Raw genomic sequence first — 21559 nt, 5'->3', positions numbered from 1 at the left:
GGAGACCTGATGACCATCACTCGCCAGCGCCTGGCACTGTTCGCGCTGTTGCTGGGGACGGCACTGCTGTACCTGTGGGACCTCGGCTCGTCCGGGTACGCCAACACCTACTACTCGGCCGCGGTGCAGGCCGCGACACAGAGTTGGAAGGCGTGGCTGTTCGGGTCCTTGGACGCGGGCAACGTCGTCACCGTGGACAAACCACCGGCCGCACTGTGGCTGATGGGCTTGTCCGCGCGGCTGTTCGGGTTCTCGTCGTGGAGCATGCTCGTGCCCCAGGCGCTGGCAGGGGTCGCCTCGGTCGCGCTGCTCCACGCGACGGTGCGGCGCTGGTTCGGCTCGGGCGCGGGGCTGCTCGCGGGAGCCGTCCTCGCGCTCACCCCGGTCGCCGCGATCATGTTCCGCTTCAACAACCCCGACGCACTGCTCGTGCTGCTGCTCGTCGCGGCCGGGTACTGCCTGACGCGCGCGCTGGAGAACGGCAGCACGCGGTGGTTGTTGTTGTGCGGCACGGCGATCGGCTTCGGCTTCCTCACCAAGATGCTCCAGGCGTTCCTGGTCCTGCCCGCGTTCGGGCTGGTCTACCTGATCGCCGCGCCCACCGGGCTTGGCAGGCGCGTCGCGCAGCTCTTCGGAGCGCTCGGAGCGGTGATCGTCTCGGCAGGCTGGTACATCGCGCTGGTGGAGCTGTGGCCCGCCGCCGATCGGCCTTACATCGGCGGTTCCACCACGAACAGCGCGCTCGAACTCGCCTTGGGCTACAACGGTTTGTCGCGCATCTTCGGCGGCGGCGGTCCTTCCGGCGGCGGTGGCGGTGGCGAGCGCGTCATGACCGGCGGTGGCGGCAGCGGCAACCTCGGCTTCGGCGGGGAGGCCGGGATCACGCGGCTGTTCGGCGACAGCATGGGCGCGGAGATCTCGTGGCTGCTGCCCGCCGCGCTGATCGGGCTCGTCGCCGGGCTGTGGTTCACGCGCAGGGCTCCGCGCACCGACCGCACCCGCGCGGCGCTGATCCTCTGGGGTGGTTGGCTCGTGGTGTCCGGGCTGGTGTTCAGCTTCATGAGCGGCATCGTGCACCCGTACTACACCGTCGCCCTCGCTCCGGCGATCGGTGCGCTGGTGGCCATCTCCGGACGCCAGTTGTGGTTGGGGCGCAAGAACACCTCCGCCCGCGCGGTCCTCGCGTTGATGATCGTTTCCACCGGCGTGTGGGGTGCGATCCTGTTGAGCCGCAACGGTTCCTGGTACACCTATCTCGGCTGGGCCGCGTTCGGGCTCTCCGTGGTCGCCGCGACGGGCGTGCTCGTCGGCGTGCACAGGCTCAGCGCGCTCCTGCTCGCGATCACCTTGATCGGCGGTGTGAGCAGCACGGCGGCCTACGCGGCGGTCACGGCGAGCGTGCCGCACACCGGCTCGATCCCGATGTCCGGCCCGCGCAAGCAGGAAGGCCGCGAACCGGAGACCAACGCCAAGCTCGTCGAGCTGTTGAAGGCGACCACGACGAAGTGGGCGGCGGCCTCGGGCGGCGCGCAGGGCGCGGGTGGCCTGCAACTGGCGAGCGGCAGGCCGGTGATCGCGATCGGCGGCTTCAGCGGCCGTGACCCGGCGCCGACGCTGGAGGAGTTCAAGTCCTTCGTCGCGCAGGGCCAGATCGGCTACTACATCAGCGGCGGCATGGGCATGGGCCCCGGTGGCAGCAGCGAGATCGCCACCTGGGTGCAGGAGAACTTCGCCCCGGTCAGCCACGGCGACCACACCGTCTACAAGCTGACCTAGCTAACCAAGCAATTGCTTGGTTACGCTCGGGGCATGGCGCGCGACGAGTGGACTGAGCCGGGGCCGGTCGAAGTGGCGGCGGGGGTGCACCGCATCCCGCTGCCACTTCCGAGCGACGCGCTGCGCGCGGTGAACGTCTACGCGATCGAGGACGGCGACCGACTCGTGCTGATCGACTCCGGCTGGGCGCTGCGGGAGAGCCGCGAGGCCCTCGCCGCCGCGCTCCGCCACCTCGACCGCGATCTCAAGGACATCTCGCGGTTCCTGGTCACCCACATCCACCGGGACCACTACACGCAGGCCGTCGCGCTGCGTCGCGAGTTCGGCCACCGCGTCGCGCTGGGCATCGGCGAACGACCTTCGCTGTCCGGCGAACTGCTCAGCGGGAAACCGTTGCCGCAGTACGCGGACAAGCTGCTCAGCTGCGGCGCGAAAGTGGTGATCGACCGCATCGGCGAGGCGATCACGATCAAGCCGGAGCCGGGGGTGTGGGAGGAACCGGACGAATGGCTCAGCGACGGCGAGACGATCCACCTCGCCGACCGCACCCTCCGCGTGGTCGAGACGCCCGGCCACACCCAGGGGCACGTGGTCTTCGTCGACTCCGACGCGGGCCTGCTCTTCGCCGGTGACCACGTGCTGCCGCACATCACGCCGTCGATCGGCTTCGAGGCGAAGCTGCCCGAGCAGCCGCTGCGGGACTACCTGGGCTCGCTGAAGACCGTGCGCGCCATGCCCGACCTGCGTCTGCTGCCCGCGCACGGCGCGGTGTCGGACAGCACGCACGCGAGGGTCGACGAACTGCTCGACCACCACGAGCGGCGGCTGGACGCGATCGCGGCGGCACTGGGAGTGGGTGCGGCAAACGCCTATGAGGTCGCGCGGCTGATCGGCTGGACCCGGCGGGAGCGGCACTTCGACGAGCTGGATGTGTTCAACCAGATGCTCGCGGTCATGGAGACCGGAGCACACCTCGACCTGCTTGTCCTGCGCGGTCGGGCGCGGTCGGAGACCCTGGACGGCGTCGTCCACTACGGACTGCTGTGACGTGCGCCCCCGTCCGACCGTCGGGCGAACGCGAATGGATAGCATCGCCGCGTTGGCGACCCCACGCCCGCACCCACTCTCAGCACCCACTCTCAACGAGGAGATCGTCATGACCCAAGCTCCCGTCAACGTCACCGTTACCGGAGCGGCCGGTCAGATCGGCTACGCCCTGCTGTTCCGCATCGCCTCCGGCCAGCTGCTCGGCGCGGACACCCCGGTCAAGCTGCGCCTGCTGGAGATCCCGCAGGCCGTGAAGGCCGCCGAGGGCACCGCGATGGAGCTGGACGACTGCGCCTTCCCGCTGCTCAAGGGCATCGACATCACCGACGACGCCAAGAAGGCCTTCGACGGCACCAACGTCGCCCTGCTCGTCGGCGCCCGCCCGCGCACCAAGGGCATGGAGCGCGGCGACCTGCTCGCGGCCAACGGCGGCATCTTCAAGCCGCAGGGCGAGGCGATCAACGCCGGCGCCGCGGACGACATCCGCGTGCTGGTGGTCGGCAACCCCGCCAACACCAACGCCCTCATCGCGCAGGCGCACGCCCCGGACGTGCCCGCGGAGCGCTTCACCGCGATGACCCGCCTCGACCACAACCGCGCGCTCTCGCAGCTCTCGGCCAAGCTCGGCGTCGGCGTCACCGACATCAAGAAGCTGACCATCTGGGGCAACCACTCCGCGACCCAGTACCCCGACCTGTTCAACGCCGAGGTCGCCGGCAAGGTCGCGGCCGAGCAGGTCGAGCAGGAGTGGCTGAAGGACACCTTCATCCCGACCGTGGCCAAGCGCGGCGCGGCGATCATCGAGGCGCGCGGCGCGTCCTCGGCGGCGTCGGCGGCGAACGCGGCCATCGACCACGTGTACGACTGGGTCAACGGCACCCCGGAGGGCGACTGGACCTCTGCGGCCGTGGTCTCCGACGGTTCCTACGGCGTGCCCGAGGGCCTGATCTCCTCGTTCCCGGTGGTCTCCCGCAACGGCCGCTACGAGATCGTGCAGGGCCTGGAGATCGGCGAGTTCTCCCGCGAGCGCATCGACGCCTCCGTCCAGGAGCTCATCGAGGAGCGCGACGCTGTCAAGCAGCTCGGCCTCATCTGATCTTCTCGGCAGAACGACCCCCGGCTCATCCCGAGCCGGGGGTCTTCTCATGCGCGCGGCCGTCCGCCGGTCTTCAAGTACACCCGACCCCCACCCAGAACGTCTCAAACCGCCCCCAACCCCGACCGAGGTTGGGGGCGGTTTGAGACCGCTGGAACCCGGGTTGGGTGTACTTGAAGACCAGCAAACCCCGGCAGACATCGGATGAATGGGGGAAGATTCGCCGCAGGCTCTCGCGTTTTGCGCGGAAACATCGTATGTTTCGCCCGCCGCCGCACGACGCAGTGAGGACAGGGGCGAATGACGGCTCTCTCCAGAAGGACCTTCCTGGGCGCTTCCGCCGCGCTGGCGGTGGTCGCCTCGCCGGTGGCGTGGGCGGCGTCCGAAACCGGCACCGGCGGCGGCACCCACGAGCGCACCGCGGCCGACGCGGCGATGCGCTGGCGCAGGCTCCCGGACAGCTGGCAGAACGGCCCGTTCCTGGGCAACGGATTCCTCGGCGCGCAGCTCTACCGCGCCGAGGCCGACAACGTCCTCAAGGTCATGCTCAGCCACGGCCACGTGCAAGACCAGCGCGTGCAGTGGGAGGCGGGCATCGGCCTGTCCCGGCTGCCGATCGGCTTCCTCACCCTGACCACCGCGGGCGCGATCACCGCGGTGGACTGGCGGCTGGACCTGTGGAACGCCGAGCTGACCGGGACGATCACGACCACCAGGGGCGGGCTGACGTTCACCGCGTTGGTGCACAACGACCGCGATGTGCTGCTGGTGTCGCTGACCACCACGGCGGGCGAGGAGTCCGCCGCGTGGGGCTTCACCCCGTTGCCCTCGCACACCACCCGCAAGATCCGCGTGCCCGCCGACTACACCGGCAACCCCGATCCCACGATCGGCGTCGGTTTCGTCGAGCAGACCATGCACGCGGGCGGCGGCTACACCACGGCGTGGCAGGAGAAACGCGCGGGCACACGACGCCTGCTCGTCGCGACGATCGCCTACGGCTACCCGAACTCCACCGGCCGCGAGGAGGCGCTGCGCACGGTCCGGCGCACCCTGGCGGAGAGCCCCGACGCGTTGGTCGCGGTGCACCGAAGGTGGTGGAATCGCTACTACCGCAAGAGTTTCGTCTCAGTCCCGGACAAGCTGGTGCAGCGGTTCTACTGGATCCAGCTCTACAAGATGGCCGCGGCGACGCGGGAGAACGCGCCCGTGCTCGCGGAGTGGGGGCCGTGGTTCCCCGAGGTCGGCAACAGCTGGACCGCGGTGTGGTGGAACCTCAACGTCCAGGTCGCGTATCCGATGGTCAACGGCTCCAACCACCCGGAGCTGGACGCGGTCACGCCGACTTTCCGCCGCTACCACCGCAATCTCGAACAGTCGGTGCCGCCCGCCTACCGCGACGGCGACACCTACGCGCTGTCCCACCCCGGTGACCGCACGCTCCGGCCCGGTGGCACGCGCTCGGTGGGCATCCCGGGCACGGGCACCAAGACCGACCAGACCGGCAACCTGATCTGGGGTCTGCACAACGTGTGGCTGGCGTACCGGCACAGCATGGACGAGCGGGTGCTGCGCGACGTGCTGTTCCCGATCCTGGCCAAGGCGGTCAACTTCTACCGCCACTTCCTGGTCCAGGGCTCCGACGGTTACCTGCACCTGCCGCTGACCCGGTCCCCGGAGTACGCCGACGCGGCCGACTGCACCTACGACCTGTCGCTGATCCGGTGGGGTTGCGGCATGTTGATCGACACGGCGCATCGCTTGCGCATCAACGATCCCAGGCTGCCGGTGTGGCGGGACGTGCTGGCCAAGCTCGTGCCCTACCACCGCACCGCGCAGGGCGTGATCATCGGCGACGGGGTGCCGCTGGCCGAGTCCCACCGCCACTTCTCGCACCTGCTGTGGCTCTACCCGTTGCGCGAGTACCAGTGGGACCGCCCCGCCGACCGCGCCCTGATGCGCACGAGCTACGACCACTGGTCGAGCCTGCGGGTCAACTGGCACGGCTACAGCTTCGCGGCGGCGTCGACGATGTGCTCGCTGATGGACTCGCCCGAGGAGGCGCTGGCGAACCTCCTGGGATTCCTGGACGGCTCGATCGTGCACGAGACGCAGCTGACCCCGAACACGATGTACCGCGAGGGCACGAATCTGGCCATCGAAAGCCCGTTGACCGCGGCGCAGTCCGTGCTGGACATGCTGGTCCAGAGCGGGGACGGCGTGGTGAAGGTGTTCCCGTCGGTGTCGAAGACGTGGCCGGACGCGTCCGTGGAGTCGCTGCGCACCCAGGGCACTTTCCTCGTCGACGCCTCGCGCCGCAACGGCAGCACGGAATGGGTCCGCGTGCACAGCGAGGCCGGAGAACCCCTTGTGCTGCAACACGGTGTGCCCGGGGAGATCGATGTGCGCGATAGTCACGGCCGTCCTGTGCCGTGGCGGCAGGTCGCGCCGAACCGGATCTCCGTTCGACTGCGCAGGGGTGAGTCCGCGTTGATCACCCGTCGTGGCACCCGCCCGACCCTGGCACCGCGCGACGTCCCCTCGCCCACCACTCCGCCCCCACCGTGGGGCCTGCCGTAACCCTCACCAGGTTCGCAGGTCTTCAAGTCCCCCCAACCCCCAGCGCTTACGTACCCAATGTGGCATTTGTTTCGTCTGACGTAACGAATGCCACATTGGGTACACAACGCTGGGCGGGGGTTCGGGGGACTTGAAGACGGTCGAACCCCCCGGAGTGTGCGCGCGGTCACGAGAGGGAAGACTGGGGCCATGTCTCGTAGCTTGCTGGCCATGGCCGTGCTCGGCTCCACCGCCCTGATCACCACCGCCCTGATCACCGCGTGCGCACAACCCGACAAGCCCGCGAACACCACGCCCAGCTCCGACCAGCCGAAGCCCGCTCCGGCGGAGTTCACCGGCACCCTCGCGGCGCCCGGCTCCGGTGCCGCGGTGAGCTACAACCCCGCGGCACCGATCGGCGCACAGCTGACCGTCAAGATCACCACCGGCGACGGCAGCACCACCGTCGACTTCGGCGCCAAGGGAATGCAGCCCTCGCGCGGGTACGCGGTGCACGCCCACACCAAGCCGTGCGGTGCCACCGGCGCGGACGCGGGGCCGCACTACCAGAACAACATCGACCCCGCCGCCACACCGGAAAAGCCCTCCGCCGACCCCGCGTACGCCAATACGCGCAACGAGATCTGGCTCGACTTCCGCACCGACGCCCAGGGCGCGGGCTCGTCGAAGGCGACCGTGCCGTTCGGCTTCACCGACCGGGCGCCCGCCTCGATCGTGGTGCACGAGAAGGAGACCACCGCGACGCACCACGGCCAGGCCGGGACCGCGGGTGGCAGGCTCGCCTGCTTCACCGTGCCGTTCAAGCAGTAGCGAGCCATTCGCGCACCAGGTGCCCTTCGATTGAGTCCACAGTGCACGGATACTCGGCGCGGAGCTCGTCCGGGGTGAACCACTTCGCCTCGGCGAGCTCCACACCGTCCACTGTGAACTCCTCGGAGACCGCGGTCGCGCGGAAGCCGACCATCAGGCCGGACGGGAACGGCCACGCCTGCGAGGCTTGGTAGCGGACATCGCCCACGACGACCCCGGCCTCCTCGAAGACCTCGCGGCGCACGGCGTCCTCCAGGCTCTCGCCGATCTCCACGAAGCCCGCCAGGGTGCAGAACCCGCCCTTCTGCGGTCGCCCGAGCAGGACCTTCGGCGCCACCGGCGACTCGACGAGCACGATCACCGCGGGTTCGATGCGCGGGAACAGCAGCTTCGAGCACTCCTGACAGGCCCTCAGGTGCCCGCCCTCACGCGACTCGGTCGCACCGCCGCATGCTCCGCAGAACCGCTGATTTCGGTTCCAGTGCAGGATTCCGCGCGCATAGGCCAGCGTCGCCGCCTCTTCGGCGCTGATGGTGCCGAAGAGCCTCCGCACATCGACCGCTTCGCTCGCGCCGGTCGCGGCCAGTTCCATAGTGGACAGATCAGCCGCGAACACGGCCGTATCTCCGTCCATGCCAAGGAAGACCTCGAAGTCCGATGTTTCACACGTGGCACCGACCAGGCACTTGTCCCTCCACAATGGAAGCACTCGCGCCGACGCGCGCACTTCCTCCAGCCAAGCGCGATCACCACGCCGGTTGGCGGCCCGATCGAGTTCGAGGCCGCAGTACATGAGCGTCATGACTGCTCCCGAGGGTCGAAAGCGCGCTCGAAGAACGTCTCCAGCACCACGATCGTCTTGGTCCCGGTGACGCCGTCGATGTCGTAGATCCGGCGCAGAACCTGTTGCAGGTGCTCGTTGCTGGTCGCGCGGATCTTCACCATGAGGGAGGCGGCGCCCGCGACGATGTGCGCCTGCTCGATCTCGGCGATCGCGGCCAGCGCCTCGCCGACGGCGGGTTCACCCATCCACGCGGTGCCCTCCACGAGCGCGAACGCGGAGACCGGCCGTCCACACGCGACCGGATCGATCTCGACCGTGGTGCGCCGGATGACCCCGGACTCGCGCAGCTTGCGAATGCGCTCGTGGGCGGCCGTCGTGGACAGCCCGACAGCCTTGCCCAGCGTGGCGTAGGACTGGGTCGCGTCCTCCTGGAACGACGCGAGCAGTTCCCGATCAAGCCGATCCACCAGAACTCCATTCCCTTATTCTCACTTCTAGCCGAACCCTATCCCCTTCAGAAGCATGATCACCAGATTCTGTTCGCACGGCGGGTCGACGCGCGATGACCACGGTGAGTGATCCATACTTCGGCCGGACCCGAGATCTTGGAGGACTCCGTGACGCGTGCGCTCGGCCAGATCGTGGTGATCGTGGTCCTGGTCGGCGGAGTCTCCGGGCTCGGCACGCTGATCGGCCTCGGCCCCGCCGCCATGCTCGGCGCGCTGACCGCGATGTTCTGCCTGATGGCCGCGTTCGGCGGGGCACTGACGCCCGACCTCCGGCTGCTCGCGTGGTTCGCCCCGACCGTCGTGGTGGCCGCGGCCACGCCCCGGCTCCTCGCGCACATCAGCCCGCCCGCCGCCATCGCACTGCTGACCGTGGTGGTCTTCGTGGCGGGATTGCTGCCCGCGCTGGGGCCGCGATTCGTCACCCCCGCGCTCGGCCTCGGCATGGCCGCCCTGTTCGGCTACACCTTCCAGCTCACCGGAACCGCGGCGTGGTGGCAGATCCTCGCAGCGCCCGCGCTCGCCGCGGCGGTGACCGTCCTCGTGCGGGTGCTCGCCGGGCTCCGCGATCCGGACGGCCCCACCCGCAAGGCGATCGCCGATCTGCTCGCCGCGCCGAAGCTCACCGATCCCGAGGGCGCCGTGCAGGCATGGCGCTCCGACAAGCAACGCCGCTGGCTCGGCCACGTCCTCGACGCGACCCTCCGCTACCGCTCGGCGGCCGCCGTGCTCAGCGCCCGCCCCGACGCCCGCGAAGTGCTCGACGCGGCGAAGGAGGAGGCCGCCACGATCGCCGAGGCCGTCAAAGCAAAGCAGACACCAGCGGATCTCGTTGTGCCGCAACGCCCTTCGCTGCTCAAGAACCTCCCCGGCAGCACCGGCCGCCTCGTGACGCGCATGCACGAGGCGCTGGACCGGTTGCACTCCGCACTGGCCGACCGCGACCAGACACCAGTGGACTGGCGACAGCACGGCAGCGGGTACCTCGGCGATGCCCTGGCCGGTGCGCTCAGCTGGCGATCGGCTCAGTTCCGCCACGCGCTGCGCTGCGCGCTCGGCATCCTCGTCGCGTTGGTCCTCGCGACGCAGCGACCGGACGACCCGCTGATGACCTCGTTCCTGATGGCCGTTTTCCTGATCACACAGCCGGATTGGCGAGCGAGCGCGACCCGTGCGTGGCAGCGCACCGCGGGCACAGTGCTCGGATCAGTGGCCATGTTCGGTGTCCTCGCCTTCGCCCCCGACCACCTGCTGATGCCGATCGGCCTGCTCGCGCTCGTGGCGGGTTTCGGTTTCCAGCGGTCGCAGCCGATCATCTTCAACGCCTGCATCGTCCTGATGCTCGTCGGCATGTACGCCACCACCAAGCACCTCGACCCGACCGCGGTCATCGTGGAGTACCTGGTGCTGACCGTGCTCGCCGCCGCGATCGGTCTGCTGTTCGGCTTCGCCGTGATCCCCGGGACCCGCCAGCCCACGCCCGCCGAGCGCGTCACCAACGCCGTCAACGCGCTGCGCTCCGGCCTGATCACGTTGACCGCCAACACTCCCGTCGACCCCGATGACCGTGCCGCGCGCCGAGGCCGCCGCGAACTGGTCCGCCGCATCAACGACGTCCTGAACCCACCGACCGTGGGCCGCCGCGCCTCTGACCCGGAGCGCGTCGCCGTCACCAAGGCTGGCGAGGCGCTGGCGGGCTTGCTGAGCGGGATCGCCGGGCTGATGGTGCACCGCGCCGCCGTGCCCGAGACCGAGGAGTCCACCCGCCACGCCCTCACCGCCCTCACCGCATCCTTGGAGTCCGAACGCGACGACGAGAGCGACCGCTTCGTGGAGCTGGTCGACACCGCCGACCCCGAACAGCGACTTCTGTTCGACGCCATGGCCACCGACCTCGTCCGCCTCCGCGAGGCCCAAACCGAACTCAGGTAAACTCAACCTGCCCACGCCCCCTGAACGTGGGCCGAGGTACCCAGAGATCCCCCGTTTCGTACTCATAGCGGGGAAGAGAGCGCTCCTAAAACCCGTTAAGAGTACGAAACGGGAGAAATGACGGCTGTGCCGGATTGGATCACCGCGCGGATGTGGTGCTCGGGTTCGGCTAGGACCGAGATGTTGTCGACGGGGTTGCCGTCCAGGACGAGCAGGTCGGCGTGGGCGCCGACGCGGAGTGTGCCGATCTCGCCGACCATGCCCAACAGCTGAGCCGCTGTGCTCGTGGCCGAGCGGATGACGTCCACTGTGGACAGAACCTCCGCGCGCAAGGTGAACTCGCGGTTCTGGTGGCGGTGCATCCCGCCGAGAAGATCGCTGCCGTATACGATCCGCGCACCGCCGCGCGCCGCTCTGTCCACAGCGGACAGTCCGGCGTCGAGCACCGCGTCGACCTTCTCCCAGTTGTCGCGGGTGAGGCCGAACTCCATGCCCTCCTGCTTCAACGCCCAGTAGGTGATCAGCGTCGGCACCAGGAACGCCTGGTGCTCAACGAAAAGTTCCACGCTGCGGTCGTCCAGCAGGTTGCCGTGCTCAATGGAGCGCACTCCGGCTTCGAGGGCGCGGTTGACCGCGCGAGCGGTGTAGGCGTGCGCGGCGACGTAGCGGTTGGCTGCATCCGCCTCCTGCACGATCGCCCGCAGCTCCTCCATCGAGTACTGCGTGGAGTCGATGCGATCGGTCGGCGAAGCAACCCCTCCCGAAGCCATCACCTTGATGTGGTGCGCTCCCTTGCGGAGTTCGTCCCGAGCGGCGACGCGAACCTCGTCGACCCCGTCGGCGACACGGCCGAGCCCCGCGCAGCACGAGTGCCCATCGCGCACCTGAGTTCCCCGGCCACGCGAGTCACCATGCCCACCGGTCTGGCTCAACGCCTTGCCACAAAAGAGAATCCGCGGACCGCGAAGCAGTCCCTCGGCCTGTGCGTCGGCGAGTCCGTAGTCCGCGCCGGAAGCATCGCGCACAGTGGTGAAACCACGCTCCAGCATGCCGCGCATGATCCGACCGGCGTGCGCGGTCACGTACGAAGGGCTCCAGCCGACCATCGCCGCGAGGTCACCCGTCGCCGCCGTGACGTGCACGTGCGCGTCCACCAAGCCGGGCATCACCACCGCCCCGGCCACATCGAGCACCTGAGCGCCGGAGGGTGCGCGAATCCCGCGACCGACCTCGGCGATCCGGCCGTCGACCGCGAGCAGGTCCCCCTCGGAGAACTCGCCGCTCTCCGGCTCGAACAGGACGGCGTTCCTCAACAGCACCGGGAAGCTCCCTCCAGCTTGCGCACCAACGCCTCCAGCGCGGCCGCGGCGGCGGGGGCCAGTTTCTCCGCCCGCCGCACCGAGTCCTCGTCGTAGACACCCTCAGCGTCCAGCAGATTGATCACGCCCACCACCCCGCAGTCGGCGAGCACCGGCAGGTTGATCACCGCGCCGCAGCCGAGCCGGTCGATGACCACGTGGTCGATGAACACCTCGCGCACGGCCTTGCGGTTCACGCCGAGGAACGGCCGCCCCTCGTCGATGCACTGCCGCAGCCAACCAGCTGCGACCTCCACCGACTTCTCCCCACCAACGGGGTAGTGCGAAGGATGGCTCGTGTACACGCGGTGCAGCACGCGCCGCGACGGCAGCCACGCGAGCACGGTGAACAACCGCACCCCGACCTCCGCGCGCAGGTCTTCTTCAAGCCTGGCAAGCACTCTGCTCATTCGGTCAGCTCCTCAAGGGACTTCCCGGCAGTGGACAACCCGAAGACCAGCACCGCCACCACGCCCACCGCGAGCACGGTCGTGGTCATGCCGAACACGCCGCCGAAGCCCCACGTGGCGGCGAAGAAGCCGATGATCGACGGAGCCAGGATGCTGCCGACCCGGCCGAACGCGCTGGAGAGCCCCGTGCCGCTGGCGCGGACCCAGGTCGGGAACACCTCGGGGGTGTAGGAGTACAGGCCCGCGTAGGTGCCGTTGAGGAAGAACGACAGCACCGCCCCGGACACCATGATCATCACCGGGTCGGTCATCTGGCTCAGCCAGAACGCGCTGACGGCCGAGCCCGCCAGGTAGAGCGCGATGGTGTTCTTCCGGTCCAGCCGCTCCCCCAGCCACGCCGCGGAGAAGTAGCCGGGCACCTGCGCCAGGTAGATCACGATGGAGAACTCGAAGCTCTTCGTGACGGTGATCCCCTGCTGCACCAACAGTGTCGGGATCCAGGAGAAGAAACCGTAGTAGGAGAAGGTGATCACGAACCAGAGCAGCCAGGTGATCGCCGTGCGCCGGGCCATCGCGCCACTCCACAGGTACCGCAGGGCCGAGCCGAGCCCGACCTTGCGCGCGGCCTGGACCGCGCCCTCCTCCGAGTCCGGGATCGGCGGCAGCGGAGCCCCGGTCGCGCGCTCGGTCTCCCGCTCGAAGGCGACGACGACGCGCTCGGCCTCCTCGGTGCGGCCGTTGGCCAGCAGGTAGCGCGGCGACTCGGGCAGGGAACGCCGCCACCACAACAGCATCAGCACCGGCAGCGCGGTCAGCACCTGCGCCCAGCGCCAGCCCTCGTCCATGGTCGGTACGACGAACCGGCCGAGCAGCGCGGCCCCCACGAACCCGAAGGAGAAGAACCCGGCGAGGGCGCCGACGAACCAGCCGCGCCGCGCGGGCGGGACGAACTCGGACAGGAACGGGGCGATGATGGCGCTCTCCGCCCCGGTGCCCACGCCCGCGAGCACGCGGGCGACCAGGAACAGCTCGAAGCTCGGCGCCCCGGCCGCGACCAGGGTGAACGCGCAGTAGAAGGCCAGCGCGCCCATCATCACCCAGCGCCTGCCGAACCGGTCGCCGAGGATGCCCGCGAGCGCGGCGCCGAAGAGGAAGCCGAACGGGGTGGCGGAGCCGATCAGGCCCAGCTGCGCGTTCGACAGCCCCCACTCGGCCTGCACGCTGGGCAGCAGGAAGGCGACGATCGCCGCGTCCATGCCGTCGAAGGTGTAGCCGAGGCCGCCGATGACCAGCAGCCGGTGGTGGGGACGGGACAGGGGGAGGCGATCCAGTCGGGCGAGCAACGACACGCGGCCCTCCACTTCGTTCGCAGAGCTAACCAGTCGCCGCAACGTAAACTGCGTACTGGCGTTATCGCAACAGGCTTTGCAAACTGGTTACGTGCACGAAGACAGCCCCGAAGACAGCTACGAGTCGTGGCTGCGCGGCCGGGTCCCGCCCGGCGGCCTGTCCGCCAAGTCCACCGCGGTGCTCGACGTCCTGATCAGCCAGCCGCGCCGGGCGTCCTTCGGCTCCACCGCCGACATCGCCGAGCTGGCGGGCGTCAACGTGGCGACCGTGACCCGCGCCGCCCAGGCACTGAACTTCGCGGGATGGCCCGCGCTGCAACAACACCTGCGCGCCCGCTACCTCTCCGCGCTGACCGCGCCCGAGGTCGCCGCCGAACACGGCGACAGCTCGGAGGCGCCGTGCCTGGCCTCGCTGCGCCGCGACGCGGAAAGCCTCGTGGTGTCCCGGCGCCTGCCCGCGGGCACCTTCGACCGCATCGCGCGCTCCATCGCGGGCGCCCGCGACACCCTCGTCATCGCCTCGGGCAGCTACGCCGCGGTCGGCACCGCGCTGGCGCACAACATCGGGCTGGCGGGCTACCCGGCGACCTTGATCACCAACGTCACGGAGCTGGCCAACGCCTCGGCGCGGATCACCGCCGACGACGTCCTGATCGCGATCAGCTTCTGGCGCCTCTACGAGAGCACCGTCCGTGCGGCGCAGCTCGCCCGCGACCGGGGCGCCACGGTCTACGCGGTGAGCGACGCCGCCAGCCCTGCCCTGACCGAAGCCGCCGACGACGTGGTCCTGGTGCCCGCGGAGGGCGTGGCCTTCTTCCCCTCGCTCACCGCGGGCACGGCCGTGGCGCACGCGATCGTCGCGCAGCTCGCCGCCATCGACCCCGACCACACCCGCGCCGCGGTTCAGGCGGCGGAGGACCAGTGGGCGAACTTCACCCTGCTGCACCGCTCCCCGCGCCGCTCGTGAGCGTGTCATAGTCCGCCCGCGCGGCGTGCACGTCCTCGATGTGCGCCTCGGCCCAGAGCTTGATCGCGCGCATCACCGGCAGCAGGCTCCGGCCGAGCGGGGTCAGCGAGTAGTCCACCCGCACCGGGCGCTGCGGGATGACGGTCCGCGAGACCAGTCCGTCGCGCTCCAGCCTGCGCAGTGTCTGGGTGAGCATCTTCTGCGTGATCCCGAGGACCACCCGGGACAGGTCGCTGTAGCGGTGATCGCCCTCGGCGAGCGCGTTCATGATCAGGCTGACCCACCGGTCGCTGATCCGGTCGTGCAGCTCGCGCGCCGGGCACGCGGAGTGGAACGCGTCGTATGCGGTCGGCATCTCTTCCCCGCTCGTCCGTTACGCACTTCAAAGTGCGTTCTTCCTTCCGAAAGTGTAGCGCGCTTACGCTCCACCACATGAAATCCGGAATCATCGCGCTTTCGCTGACCTCCGCGGTCGCGATAGCCGCCTCATTCCTGCCCCAGCCAGAATCGGTATCCAACACTTTCCAAGGCGGAAAGTTGTTGATTCTGAGCGATACGGACATGCCCGCCAGCGCGTTCCTCGACGGAAAACTGCGCGCGGGTGGCCGGGACACCGGCGGAAAGCCCGACACGCTGACCGCGCTCGACCTCCCACTGCAACTCGGAGCACCGAGGGACCTCGCCCCGCCCCCGTCCGGGGAGGTGGCCGTGGAGAACTCGGTCATCGGCCCGCCGTACGGGATGGTGGCGTCGAAGGACGGCCGGTTCGCCTACGTGCTGCGCACCCGCGGCGGCCCGCCGCCCGGCGTCACCGAGGTCAAGAACGTGTTCACCGACCTGCCGCGCGCGGCCGTCGTCTCCGTCGTGGACATCACCGACGTGCGCGCGCCGAAGGTGATCCAGACGGTCCAGGTCGGGCAGGTCGCGCACACGCTGAGCCTCAGCCCGGACGGTTCCCTGCTGGCCGTCAACACCGACGAGCCCGGCAGGAACATCCTGATCAGGGAGGTCGGACCGGACGGCCGCATCGGCACCGAGGTGCTGGCCGCCTCGGCCGGGGAGCCCGGCGAGGCGGTGCGGCGCGTCGGCCGGATCGAATGGCACCCCTCCGGCCGCTTCCTCGCGCACGGCATCCCGTTCAAGGACGAGATCCGCTTCCACGAGGTCGTCCGCACGGGCGGCGCGGTGACGCTGCGCCCGTGGGGCGCCCCCGTCAAGGTCGGCAAGTTCCCCGACGAGGGCATCTTCACCCCGGACGGCGGCTACTACCTCTCCACCGACCTCCAATGGGGCGATGACGTTCCCGGCCTCTTCGTCGACCCGCCACCCGGAACCATCACCGCGGTCAGGTTCGATTCCGAGAAGGGAAAGCACAAAGTCACCGGGCGCGCACCCACGGATGTCAGCCCGGAAGGCATCGCGGTGTCCCCGAACGGCCGCTACATCGTGACCGGAAATCTCACGCACAGCTGGCTCCCGTGGAACGACAAACGCCTCTCCAAAGAAGGCTCGATGAACCTGCTCGAACTCGACAAGGGCTCGCTGAAAACCCTGCAACGAATCCCGCTGAACGGAGTTCTCCCGGAGGGCGTCACCTTCGACGCGTCCGGCAACCACGTGGCCATCACCGTGTTCGACCGCTTCGACCCACGTCAGCGGCGCGGCGCGGTCGAATTCTTCACCCTGTCCCAGAAACGCCTGGAAAGAACGAACATCGAACTGGCGGTCCCACCGGGCCCGCACTCAGTCTGGCTTGTCCCCTAAATGCAACTGGAGCGTCGTGACCAGGCGCTGACGGGGATCGTCGAGGTCGATCCCCGTCAGCTCCACCGCCCGCCGCACGCGGTACCGCAACGTGTTGGGGTGGATGTGCATCTCCGCCGCCGCCCCCGCCACGTCGCCGAACGCGTCGAGGTAGGCGCGCAGGCTCTCCGCGAACCGGCTCCCGTGCTCCGCGTCGTGCGCGACCAGGCCGTGCAGGCGCGGATCACGGATGCCTGGGTGACCGGCGACCACGTCGATCAGCTCACTGTAGAGCACTTCCGAGCGCAGCTCCTCCAGCGTCGCCACCTCGACGTCCGGGTGGCGCACCGCGGCGGCCAGCACCCGCTCGGCGACGCGGCGGGACTCCGCGATCTGCTGCGCGCCCGCCGCGACCGCGCCGATCGCCGCCTGCACCTGTCCCCTCCGCCGCGCCGCGGTCACGATCTCCCTGGTCAGCGCGAGCACCGTGTCGCGAGCGCCGGACTCCGGCAGCTCCGGCAGCAGCACGTAGACCCGCCCACCACTCGCCGCCACCAGCGCGGCCCGCCGATAAGCCGCCGCGTGCACGGAGATCAGGCTCGTCAGCTCGGTCAACCGCAGCTCCCGCTCGGCACCGCGCGCCGCGAAGATCACCACGGTGGACGGGCGCCGGAGATCCGCGTCGACCTGCTCGCCCACCGTCGCCGGATCGACCCGCCCGTCCAGCAAGCCCCGCAACAGGTTCGCGCGCAAGCGGACTTCGGCCGAAGACCCGCTCGCGGGGTCGAGCATCATCGCCGCGGACTCGCTGCGCTGGCGGATCAGGTGCAGCGCCGCCACCCGGGCCGCACCGACCAGCGCCTGCTCCGCGCCCGGCGAGAAGTCACGGCCCGCGTGCTGCACCCAGATCGTGCCCAGGTACTGCGAGCCCGCGTGGATGCCCACCGCGAGCCGCCGCCGAATCCCCAGATCGGCCCGCTCATCAAGGTGCACAACGTCTTCACCGGAGCGCAACCGCTGGTAGACACCCCAGCCGCGGAGCATCGACAGGTACGACTCCGGCCCCTCACGGCCGAGGATCGACAGCCGCCGCAGCTCGTCCACGGCATCGTCAGAACGCGAGTACGCGAGCACGCGGTAGGCCGGATCTTCGATGCTCACGATCCCGCCGGTGAGCTCCGCGATCGTCTGAGCCAGCCCAAAAAGATCGCCGAGCACCTGGCCCTCCCCGGCCGACGCCGCCACCCGCGCGCTGCTGACCACCGCACGCAGCAACGCCTCCAGCTGCTCCCACCGCGCCCCGGGCCGCACACCGAGCAACGCAGTCCCCGCCTCACGCGCCGCATCGCGAAGCGCTTCCACGGCCGTGTCCCGCTCGCCGATCTTGACCGCGACCGCCACAGCTCCGCGCTGGGCAGCCGACCGCACGAGCGGCACCGCGGCGCGCCCGCGCACACCGATGAGCAGCGCCAGATCGCCGGGCTGGACACCGGGCTCGTCGTCCGGATCGAGGATCACCACGTCCAGCACCTCGGCATCACGCGGCACGATCAACGGCTCGACGAGCTCGTCGCCCAGGGTGAGCAGCAGCTGCCGGATAACAGCACCCCGCGCCGCACCCACCTGGTCCGACACACCTATCTCCTTTGTCCGTTCGTACAAAGCCCAGGCCGGAACTCTAGCCAAACCGCCACAGAACGGCGGGTCGGCGAGACCTAACGTGCGGGCCATCAGGACGCATGCTCAGCGAGGAGACTCCATGGACGCCGTGACCCAGGTTCCGCTTCCGGTCAACGAGCCGGTGCTCGACTACGCCCCGGGCAAACCCGAGCGGGCCGAGCTGGAGCGGGAACTGGTCGCGCTGGCCAAGGAGCCGCACGAGCTGACCATGACCATCGGCGGCGAGCAGCGGATGGCGGGCGGCGAGCGGATCGACGTGGTCCAGCCGCACAACCACCGCGCCGTGCTCGGCAGCACCGGCAACGCCTCCACCGCCGACGCCGCTGCCGCTATCGCCGCCGCCCGCGAGGCCGCCCCCGCGTGGCGCGCGCTGTCCTTCGACGACCGCGCCGCGATCCTGCTCCGCGCGGCCGACCTGCTCGCCGGTCCGTGGCGGCAGAAGCTCAACGCGGCCACCATGCTCGGCCAGTCCAAGACCGCGATCCAGGCCGAGATCGACTCCGCCTGCGAGCTGATCGACTTCTGGCGCTTCAACGTGCACTTCGGCCGCCAGCTGCTCGCCGAGCAGCCGAAGAGCTCCCCCGGCGTGTGGAACCGCACCGACCACCGCCCCCTTGAGGGCTTCGTCTACGCGATCACGCCGTTCAACTTCACCGCCATCGCGGCCAACCTGCCGACCGCGCCCGCGCTGATGGGCAACGTCGTGCTGTGGAAGCCGTCCCCGACGCAGGCCCTGTCCGCGCACCTGACCATGCGCCTGCTCGAAGAGGCCGGTATGCCGCCCGGCGTGATCAACCTGGTCACCGGCGACGGGCTCGCGGTCTCCGAGGTCGCCCTGGCCGACCGCGACCTCGCGGGCATCCACTTCACCGGTTCCACCGCGACCTTCCAGCACCTGTGGGGCAGCGTCGGCGCGAACATCCGCAACTACCGCGCCTACCCGCGCCTGGTCGGTGAGACCGGCGGCAAGGACTTCATCCTCGCCCACCCGTCGGCCGACCCGGACGTCCTGCGCACCGCCATGGTCCGCGGCGCCTTCGAGTACCAGGGCCAGAAGTGCTCCGCCGCCTCGCGCGCCTACGTGCCGCGGTCGCTGTGGAAGGTCATCCGCGACGACTTCCTCGCCGAGGTCGAGTCGCTGACCGTCGGTGACGTCACCGACCTGTCGAACTTCATGGGCGCGGTGATCGACCGCCGTTCCTTCGACAAGCTCTCCGGCGTGCTCGACCGGGCCCGCGCCGACTCCTCGCTGGAGATCGCCGCCGGTGGCACCGCCGACGACTCGCAGGGCTTCTTCGTCTGGCCGACCGTGCTGCTCGGCGACAACCCCGAGCACGAGGTCTTCACCACCGAGTACTTCGGCCCGGTCCTGGCCGTGCACGTCTACGACGACGCCGACTACGACAAGGTGCTCCGCCAGATGGAGAGCGCGGCGCCCTACGGCCTCACCGGTTCGATCATGGCCCGCGACCGCTACGCCGTGGCCAAGGCGACCGAGGAGCTGCGCTTCGCGGCGGGCAACTTCTACGTCAACGACAAGCCCACCGGCGCGGTCGTCGGTCAGCAGCCGTTCGGCGGCGGTCGCGCGTCGGGCACCAACGACAAGGCTGGCGCCGTGCACAACCTGCTGCGCTGGGTCAGCCCGCGGTCGATCAAGGAAACCTTCGTCGCCCCCACCGTTTCCCGGCACCCGCACCAGGGATAGGAGTCACCATGTTGCGCTCCTCGCTGCTGTTCGCATCGCGTTCCCCGGCGGCCCGCACGCTGGTGGAGACCACCCCGCTGACCAAGCCGGTGGTCAACCGCTTCGTGGCGGGCTCGGCGGTGGACGACGCCATCCGGATCACCCGCGAGCTCGTCGGCACCGGTCGCTTCGTCACCCTCGACCACCTCGGTGAGGACACGGTGCAGACGACCGACGCCGACGCCACGGTGGAGGCGTACCTGCGGTTGCTGGGGCTGCTCCAGGAAACGGGGCTGTCCGAGCGCGCCGAGGTCTCGGTGAAGCTGTCCGCGGTCGGCCAGTCGCTTCCGAAGAACGGGCACCGCATCGCGTTGGAGAACGCGCGCAAGATCTGTTCGGCGGCGGGGGTCGTCGGCACCACGGTGACCCTCGACATGGAGGACCACACCACGACCGACTCCACCCTGGACATCCTCGCCGAGCTGCGGATGGACTTCCCGTGGGTCGGCGCGGTGCTCCAGGCGTACCTGAGGCGGACCGAGGCGGACTGCCGCGACCTCGCCACCGCGGGTTCGCGGGTGCGACTGTGCAAGGGCGCCTACAAGGAGCCGGAATCGGTTGCCTACCAGGACAAGCACGAGGTCGACCTGTCCTACGTGCGCTGTCTGAAGGCGCTGATGAACGGCAGCGGTTACCCGATGGTGGCCTCGCACGACCCCAGGCTGATCGAGATCGCGGGCGACGTGGCCGCGCGAGCGGGACGCAAGCCGGGCGAGTTCGAGTACCAGATGCTCTACGGCATCCGCCCAACTGAGCAGCTGCGCCTCGCCGACGAAGGACACCGCATGCGTGTCTACGTCCCGTACGGCGACGAGTGGTACGGCTACTTCATGCGGCGTCTGGCCGAGCGTCCGGCCAACATCGCGTTCTTCCTACGCTCCCTGCTGACCAGGGGGTAAGCACTGCGCGACCGGAGGGGCCCGCTCGACGTGATCGGCGGGCCCTTTCCCGGCCAGATCAATTTCACTCGGCACTGAAGTCATCATCCTAACGAAGTTCTGAGACTAAGCTCAGCAAATGCTGAATACGCTCCGATACCCTGTCAGGCCATCCCAGCGTGCCGAGGAGGACCGCCTTCGTGACCAGCGATTCCGCCATCGTCCCGGTGCTGGGCCGGGCCCGGGTGGCCGAGCGGGCGGACGCGGCGCGCAACCGCAGGAAGATCTTGGATGCGGCCAGCCTGATCCTGCAGACCCGCGGGGCGAGCGGCCTGTCCATGGACGAGGTCGCACGGGTGGCCCGCGTCGGCGTCGGCACGGTGTACCGCCGGTTCGGCGATCTCTCCGGCCTGGCCCACGCGCTGCTGTCGGACCAGGAACTCCAGTTCCAGGAGTCACTGCTGACCGGGCCCGCGCCGCTCGGTCCCGGTGCCGCGCCGAAGGAGCGGATCGCCGCGTTGCTGTCGGCACTGGTCGACCGCCTGGAGGAGAACTCGGAGCTGTTACTGGTCGCCGAGACCTCCGCTCCGTACGCCCGGTTCACCTGCACCGCCTACGAGGTGCACCACGCGCACCTGGTGACGTTGATCAACGAGATCCGGCCGGATGTGGACGCCGAGTTCCTGGCCGACGCGCTGCTGGCGCCGCTGGCCACGAACCTCTACCTGCACCAGCGCCAGGTCCGCGGGCTGAGCACGGACCGCATCCGCCGCGGCCTCGCCGCGCTGCTGGCCCCGCTGTAGCTCTTCGGTTCTTCTTTCTTCCCCGGAAATGCCTGAAGGGGTCCCGGACGTATCCGGGACCCCTTCAGGAATGATTGTTCGGCGGCGTCCTACTCT

18 protein-coding genes are annotated in these 21559 nt (G+C 69.7%); 11 read left to right on the top strand and 7 right to left on the bottom strand.

All coding sequences use genetic code 11. From position 1 onward, the window contains the following. The first annotated feature begins 9 nt into the window (after window positions 1-9). The 5 genes from NLX83_RS40160 to NLX83_RS40140 all read left to right on the top strand — a co-directional run bounded on the left by NLX83_RS40160 (window position 10) and on the right by NLX83_RS40140 (window position 7309). Window positions 10-1776 carry a glycosyltransferase family 39 protein gene (locus NLX83_RS40160; protein WP_254240551.1) on the top strand — a complete coding sequence of 589 codons (1767 nt, stop codon included), beginning with the start codon at window positions 10-12 and terminating at the stop codon, window positions 1774-1776. A gap of 33 nt (window positions 1777-1809) precedes the next feature. After that, window positions 1810-2823: an MBL fold metallo-hydrolase gene (locus NLX83_RS40155; protein ID WP_254240550.1), complete on the top strand. Its 1014-nt coding sequence runs from the start codon at window positions 1810-1812 to the stop codon at window positions 2821-2823. A 109-nt stretch (window positions 2824-2932) separates the two neighbouring features. Continuing rightward, entirely contained in the window at window positions 2933-3919 is a 987-nt protein-coding gene (locus NLX83_RS40150) for a malate dehydrogenase (protein ID WP_254240549.1), read from the top strand. A 300-nt stretch (window positions 3920-4219) separates the two neighbouring features. After that, complete coding sequence (locus tag NLX83_RS40145) at window positions 4220-6499, top strand: glycosyl hydrolase family 95 catalytic domain-containing protein (protein ID WP_254240548.1); 2280 nt, start codon at window positions 4220-4222, stop codon at window positions 6497-6499. A 189-nt stretch (window positions 6500-6688) separates the two neighbouring features. Further along, entirely contained in the window at window positions 6689-7309 is a 621-nt protein-coding gene (locus tag NLX83_RS40140; protein WP_254240547.1) for a superoxide dismutase family protein, read from the top strand. Here the strand turns inward: NLX83_RS40140 and nudC are convergent. Both nudC and NLX83_RS40130 read right to left on the bottom strand, forming a co-directional pair. After that, window positions 7299-8111, bottom strand: a complete 813-nt coding sequence (gene nudC / locus NLX83_RS40135) for an NAD(+) diphosphatase (RefSeq protein ID WP_254240546.1) — start codon at window positions 8109-8111, stop codon at window positions 7299-7301. The genes NLX83_RS40140 and nudC overlap by 11 nt on opposite strands. Next, window positions 8108-8560, bottom strand: coding sequence for an Lrp/AsnC family transcriptional regulator (locus NLX83_RS40130; protein ID WP_254240545.1), 453 nt, complete (start codon window positions 8558-8560; stop codon window positions 8108-8110). The genes nudC and NLX83_RS40130 overlap by 4 nt, the downstream gene beginning before the upstream one ends. A 150-nt stretch (window positions 8561-8710) precedes the next feature. Here NLX83_RS40130 and NLX83_RS40125 point away from each other — a divergent pair, with 150 nt between their 5' ends. Then, on the top strand, window positions 8711-10531 hold the full coding sequence (locus NLX83_RS40125) for an FUSC family protein (protein WP_254240544.1): 1821 nt from the start codon (window positions 8711-8713) through the stop codon (window positions 10529-10531). A gap of 95 nt (window positions 10532-10626) precedes the next feature. Here the strand turns inward: NLX83_RS40125 and NLX83_RS40120 are convergent, their stop codons facing one another. Genes NLX83_RS40120 through NLX83_RS40110 form a run of 3 tightly spaced genes read right to left on the bottom strand, consistent with a single transcriptional unit; the run spans window position 10627 to window position 13648 of the window. Then, complete coding sequence (locus tag NLX83_RS40120; RefSeq protein ID WP_254240543.1) at window positions 10627-11850, bottom strand: metal-dependent hydrolase family protein; 1224 nt, start codon at window positions 11848-11850, stop codon at window positions 10627-10629. Continuing rightward, the gene (locus tag NLX83_RS40115) at window positions 11841-12299 is read right to left on the bottom strand and encodes a GAF domain-containing protein (protein WP_254240542.1); all 459 of its coding nucleotides are present in this window, start codon (window positions 12297-12299) and stop codon (window positions 11841-11843) included. The genes NLX83_RS40120 and NLX83_RS40115 overlap by 10 nt, the downstream gene beginning before the upstream one ends. Then, window positions 12296-13648 carry an MFS transporter gene (locus NLX83_RS40110; protein WP_254240541.1) on the bottom strand — a complete coding sequence of 451 codons (1353 nt, stop codon included), beginning with the start codon at window positions 13646-13648 and terminating at the stop codon, window positions 12296-12298. The genes NLX83_RS40115 and NLX83_RS40110 overlap by 4 nt, the downstream gene beginning before the upstream one ends. Before the next feature lie 91 nt (window positions 13649-13739). Between NLX83_RS40110 and NLX83_RS40105 the strand changes: the two genes are divergently transcribed. Further along, window positions 13740-14615 carry a MurR/RpiR family transcriptional regulator gene (locus NLX83_RS40105; protein WP_254240540.1) on the top strand — a complete coding sequence of 292 codons (876 nt, stop codon included), beginning with the start codon at window positions 13740-13742 and terminating at the stop codon, window positions 14613-14615. Here the strand turns inward: NLX83_RS40105 and NLX83_RS40100 are convergent. Further along, window positions 14581-14970 (bottom strand): winged helix-turn-helix transcriptional regulator, encoded by a 390-nt coding sequence (locus NLX83_RS40100; protein ID WP_254240539.1) that lies wholly within the window; start codon window positions 14968-14970, stop codon window positions 14581-14583. The two genes, NLX83_RS40105 and NLX83_RS40100, sit on opposite strands and share 35 nt — an antisense overlap. Before the next feature lie 206 nt (window positions 14971-15176). Between NLX83_RS40100 and NLX83_RS40095 the strand changes: the two genes are divergently transcribed. Then, window positions 15177-16379, top strand: a complete 1203-nt coding sequence (locus tag NLX83_RS40095) for a lactonase family protein (protein ID WP_254240538.1) — start codon at window positions 15177-15179, stop codon at window positions 16377-16379. Here the strand turns inward: NLX83_RS40095 and NLX83_RS40090 are convergent. Then, window positions 16359-17993: a PucR family transcriptional regulator gene (locus NLX83_RS40090; protein ID WP_254240537.1), complete on the bottom strand. Its 1635-nt coding sequence runs from the start codon at window positions 17991-17993 to the stop codon at window positions 16359-16361. The two genes, NLX83_RS40095 and NLX83_RS40090, sit on opposite strands and share 21 nt — an antisense overlap. Before the next feature lie 124 nt (window positions 17994-18117). Here NLX83_RS40090 and pruA point away from each other — a divergent pair, with 124 nt between their 5' ends. From pruA to NLX83_RS40075, 3 genes are all read left to right on the top strand, one after another. Beyond that, window positions 18118-19743: an L-glutamate gamma-semialdehyde dehydrogenase gene (gene pruA, locus NLX83_RS40085; protein ID WP_254240536.1), complete on the top strand. Its 1626-nt coding sequence runs from the start codon at window positions 18118-18120 to the stop codon at window positions 19741-19743. An 8-nt stretch (window positions 19744-19751) separates the two neighbouring features. After that, window positions 19752-20681: a proline dehydrogenase family protein gene (locus NLX83_RS40080; protein ID WP_254240535.1), complete on the top strand. Its 930-nt coding sequence runs from the start codon at window positions 19752-19754 to the stop codon at window positions 20679-20681. A 179-nt stretch (window positions 20682-20860) separates the two neighbouring features. After that, the gene (locus NLX83_RS40075; protein WP_254240534.1) at window positions 20861-21463 is read left to right on the top strand and encodes a TetR/AcrR family transcriptional regulator; all 603 of its coding nucleotides are present in this window, start codon (window positions 20861-20863) and stop codon (window positions 21461-21463) included. Window positions 21464-21559 lie beyond the last annotated feature (96 nt).

Source organism: Allokutzneria sp. A3M-2-11 16, from assembly GCF_024213555.1.
Classification (GTDB): domain Bacteria; phylum Actinomycetota; class Actinomycetes; order Mycobacteriales; family Pseudonocardiaceae; genus Allokutzneria.
The sequence above is the reverse complement of the archived record's forward strand: the minus strand, read 5'-3'. Positions and strand labels throughout refer to the sequence as shown.

Excerpts from the sequence above, each read along its gene's own strand:
- nudC (WP_254240546.1), bottom strand. The coding sequence starts at position 8,111 with ATGACGCTCATGTACTGCGGCCTCGAACTCGATCGGGCCGCCAACCGG.
- NLX83_RS40150 (WP_254240549.1), top strand. The coding sequence starts at position 2,933 with ATGACCCAAGCTCCCGTCAACGTCACCGTTACCGGAGCGGCCGGTCAG.
- NLX83_RS40100 (WP_254240539.1), bottom strand. The coding sequence starts at position 14,970 with ATGCCGACCGCATACGACGCGTTCCACTCCGCGTGCCCGGCGCGCGAG.
- NLX83_RS40160 (WP_254240551.1), top strand. The coding sequence starts at position 10 with ATGACCATCACTCGCCAGCGCCTGGCACTGTTCGCGCTGTTGCTGGGG.
- NLX83_RS40145 (WP_254240548.1), top strand. The coding sequence starts at position 4,220 with ATGACGGCTCTCTCCAGAAGGACCTTCCTGGGCGCTTCCGCCGCGCTG.
- NLX83_RS40080 (WP_254240535.1), top strand. The coding sequence starts at position 19,752 with ATGTTGCGCTCCTCGCTGCTGTTCGCATCGCGTTCCCCGGCGGCCCGC.
- NLX83_RS40155 (WP_254240550.1), top strand. The coding sequence starts at position 1,810 with ATGGCGCGCGACGAGTGGACTGAGCCGGGGCCGGTCGAAGTGGCGGCG.
- NLX83_RS40095 (WP_254240538.1), top strand. The coding sequence starts at position 15,177 with ATGCCCGCCAGCGCGTTCCTCGACGGAAAACTGCGCGCGGGTGGCCGG.
- NLX83_RS40140 (WP_254240547.1), top strand. The coding sequence starts at position 6,689 with ATGTCTCGTAGCTTGCTGGCCATGGCCGTGCTCGGCTCCACCGCCCTG.
- pruA (WP_254240536.1), top strand. The coding sequence starts at position 18,118 with ATGGACGCCGTGACCCAGGTTCCGCTTCCGGTCAACGAGCCGGTGCTC.
- NLX83_RS40115 (WP_254240542.1), bottom strand. The coding sequence starts at position 12,299 with ATGAGCAGAGTGCTTGCCAGGCTTGAAGAAGACCTGCGCGCGGAGGTC.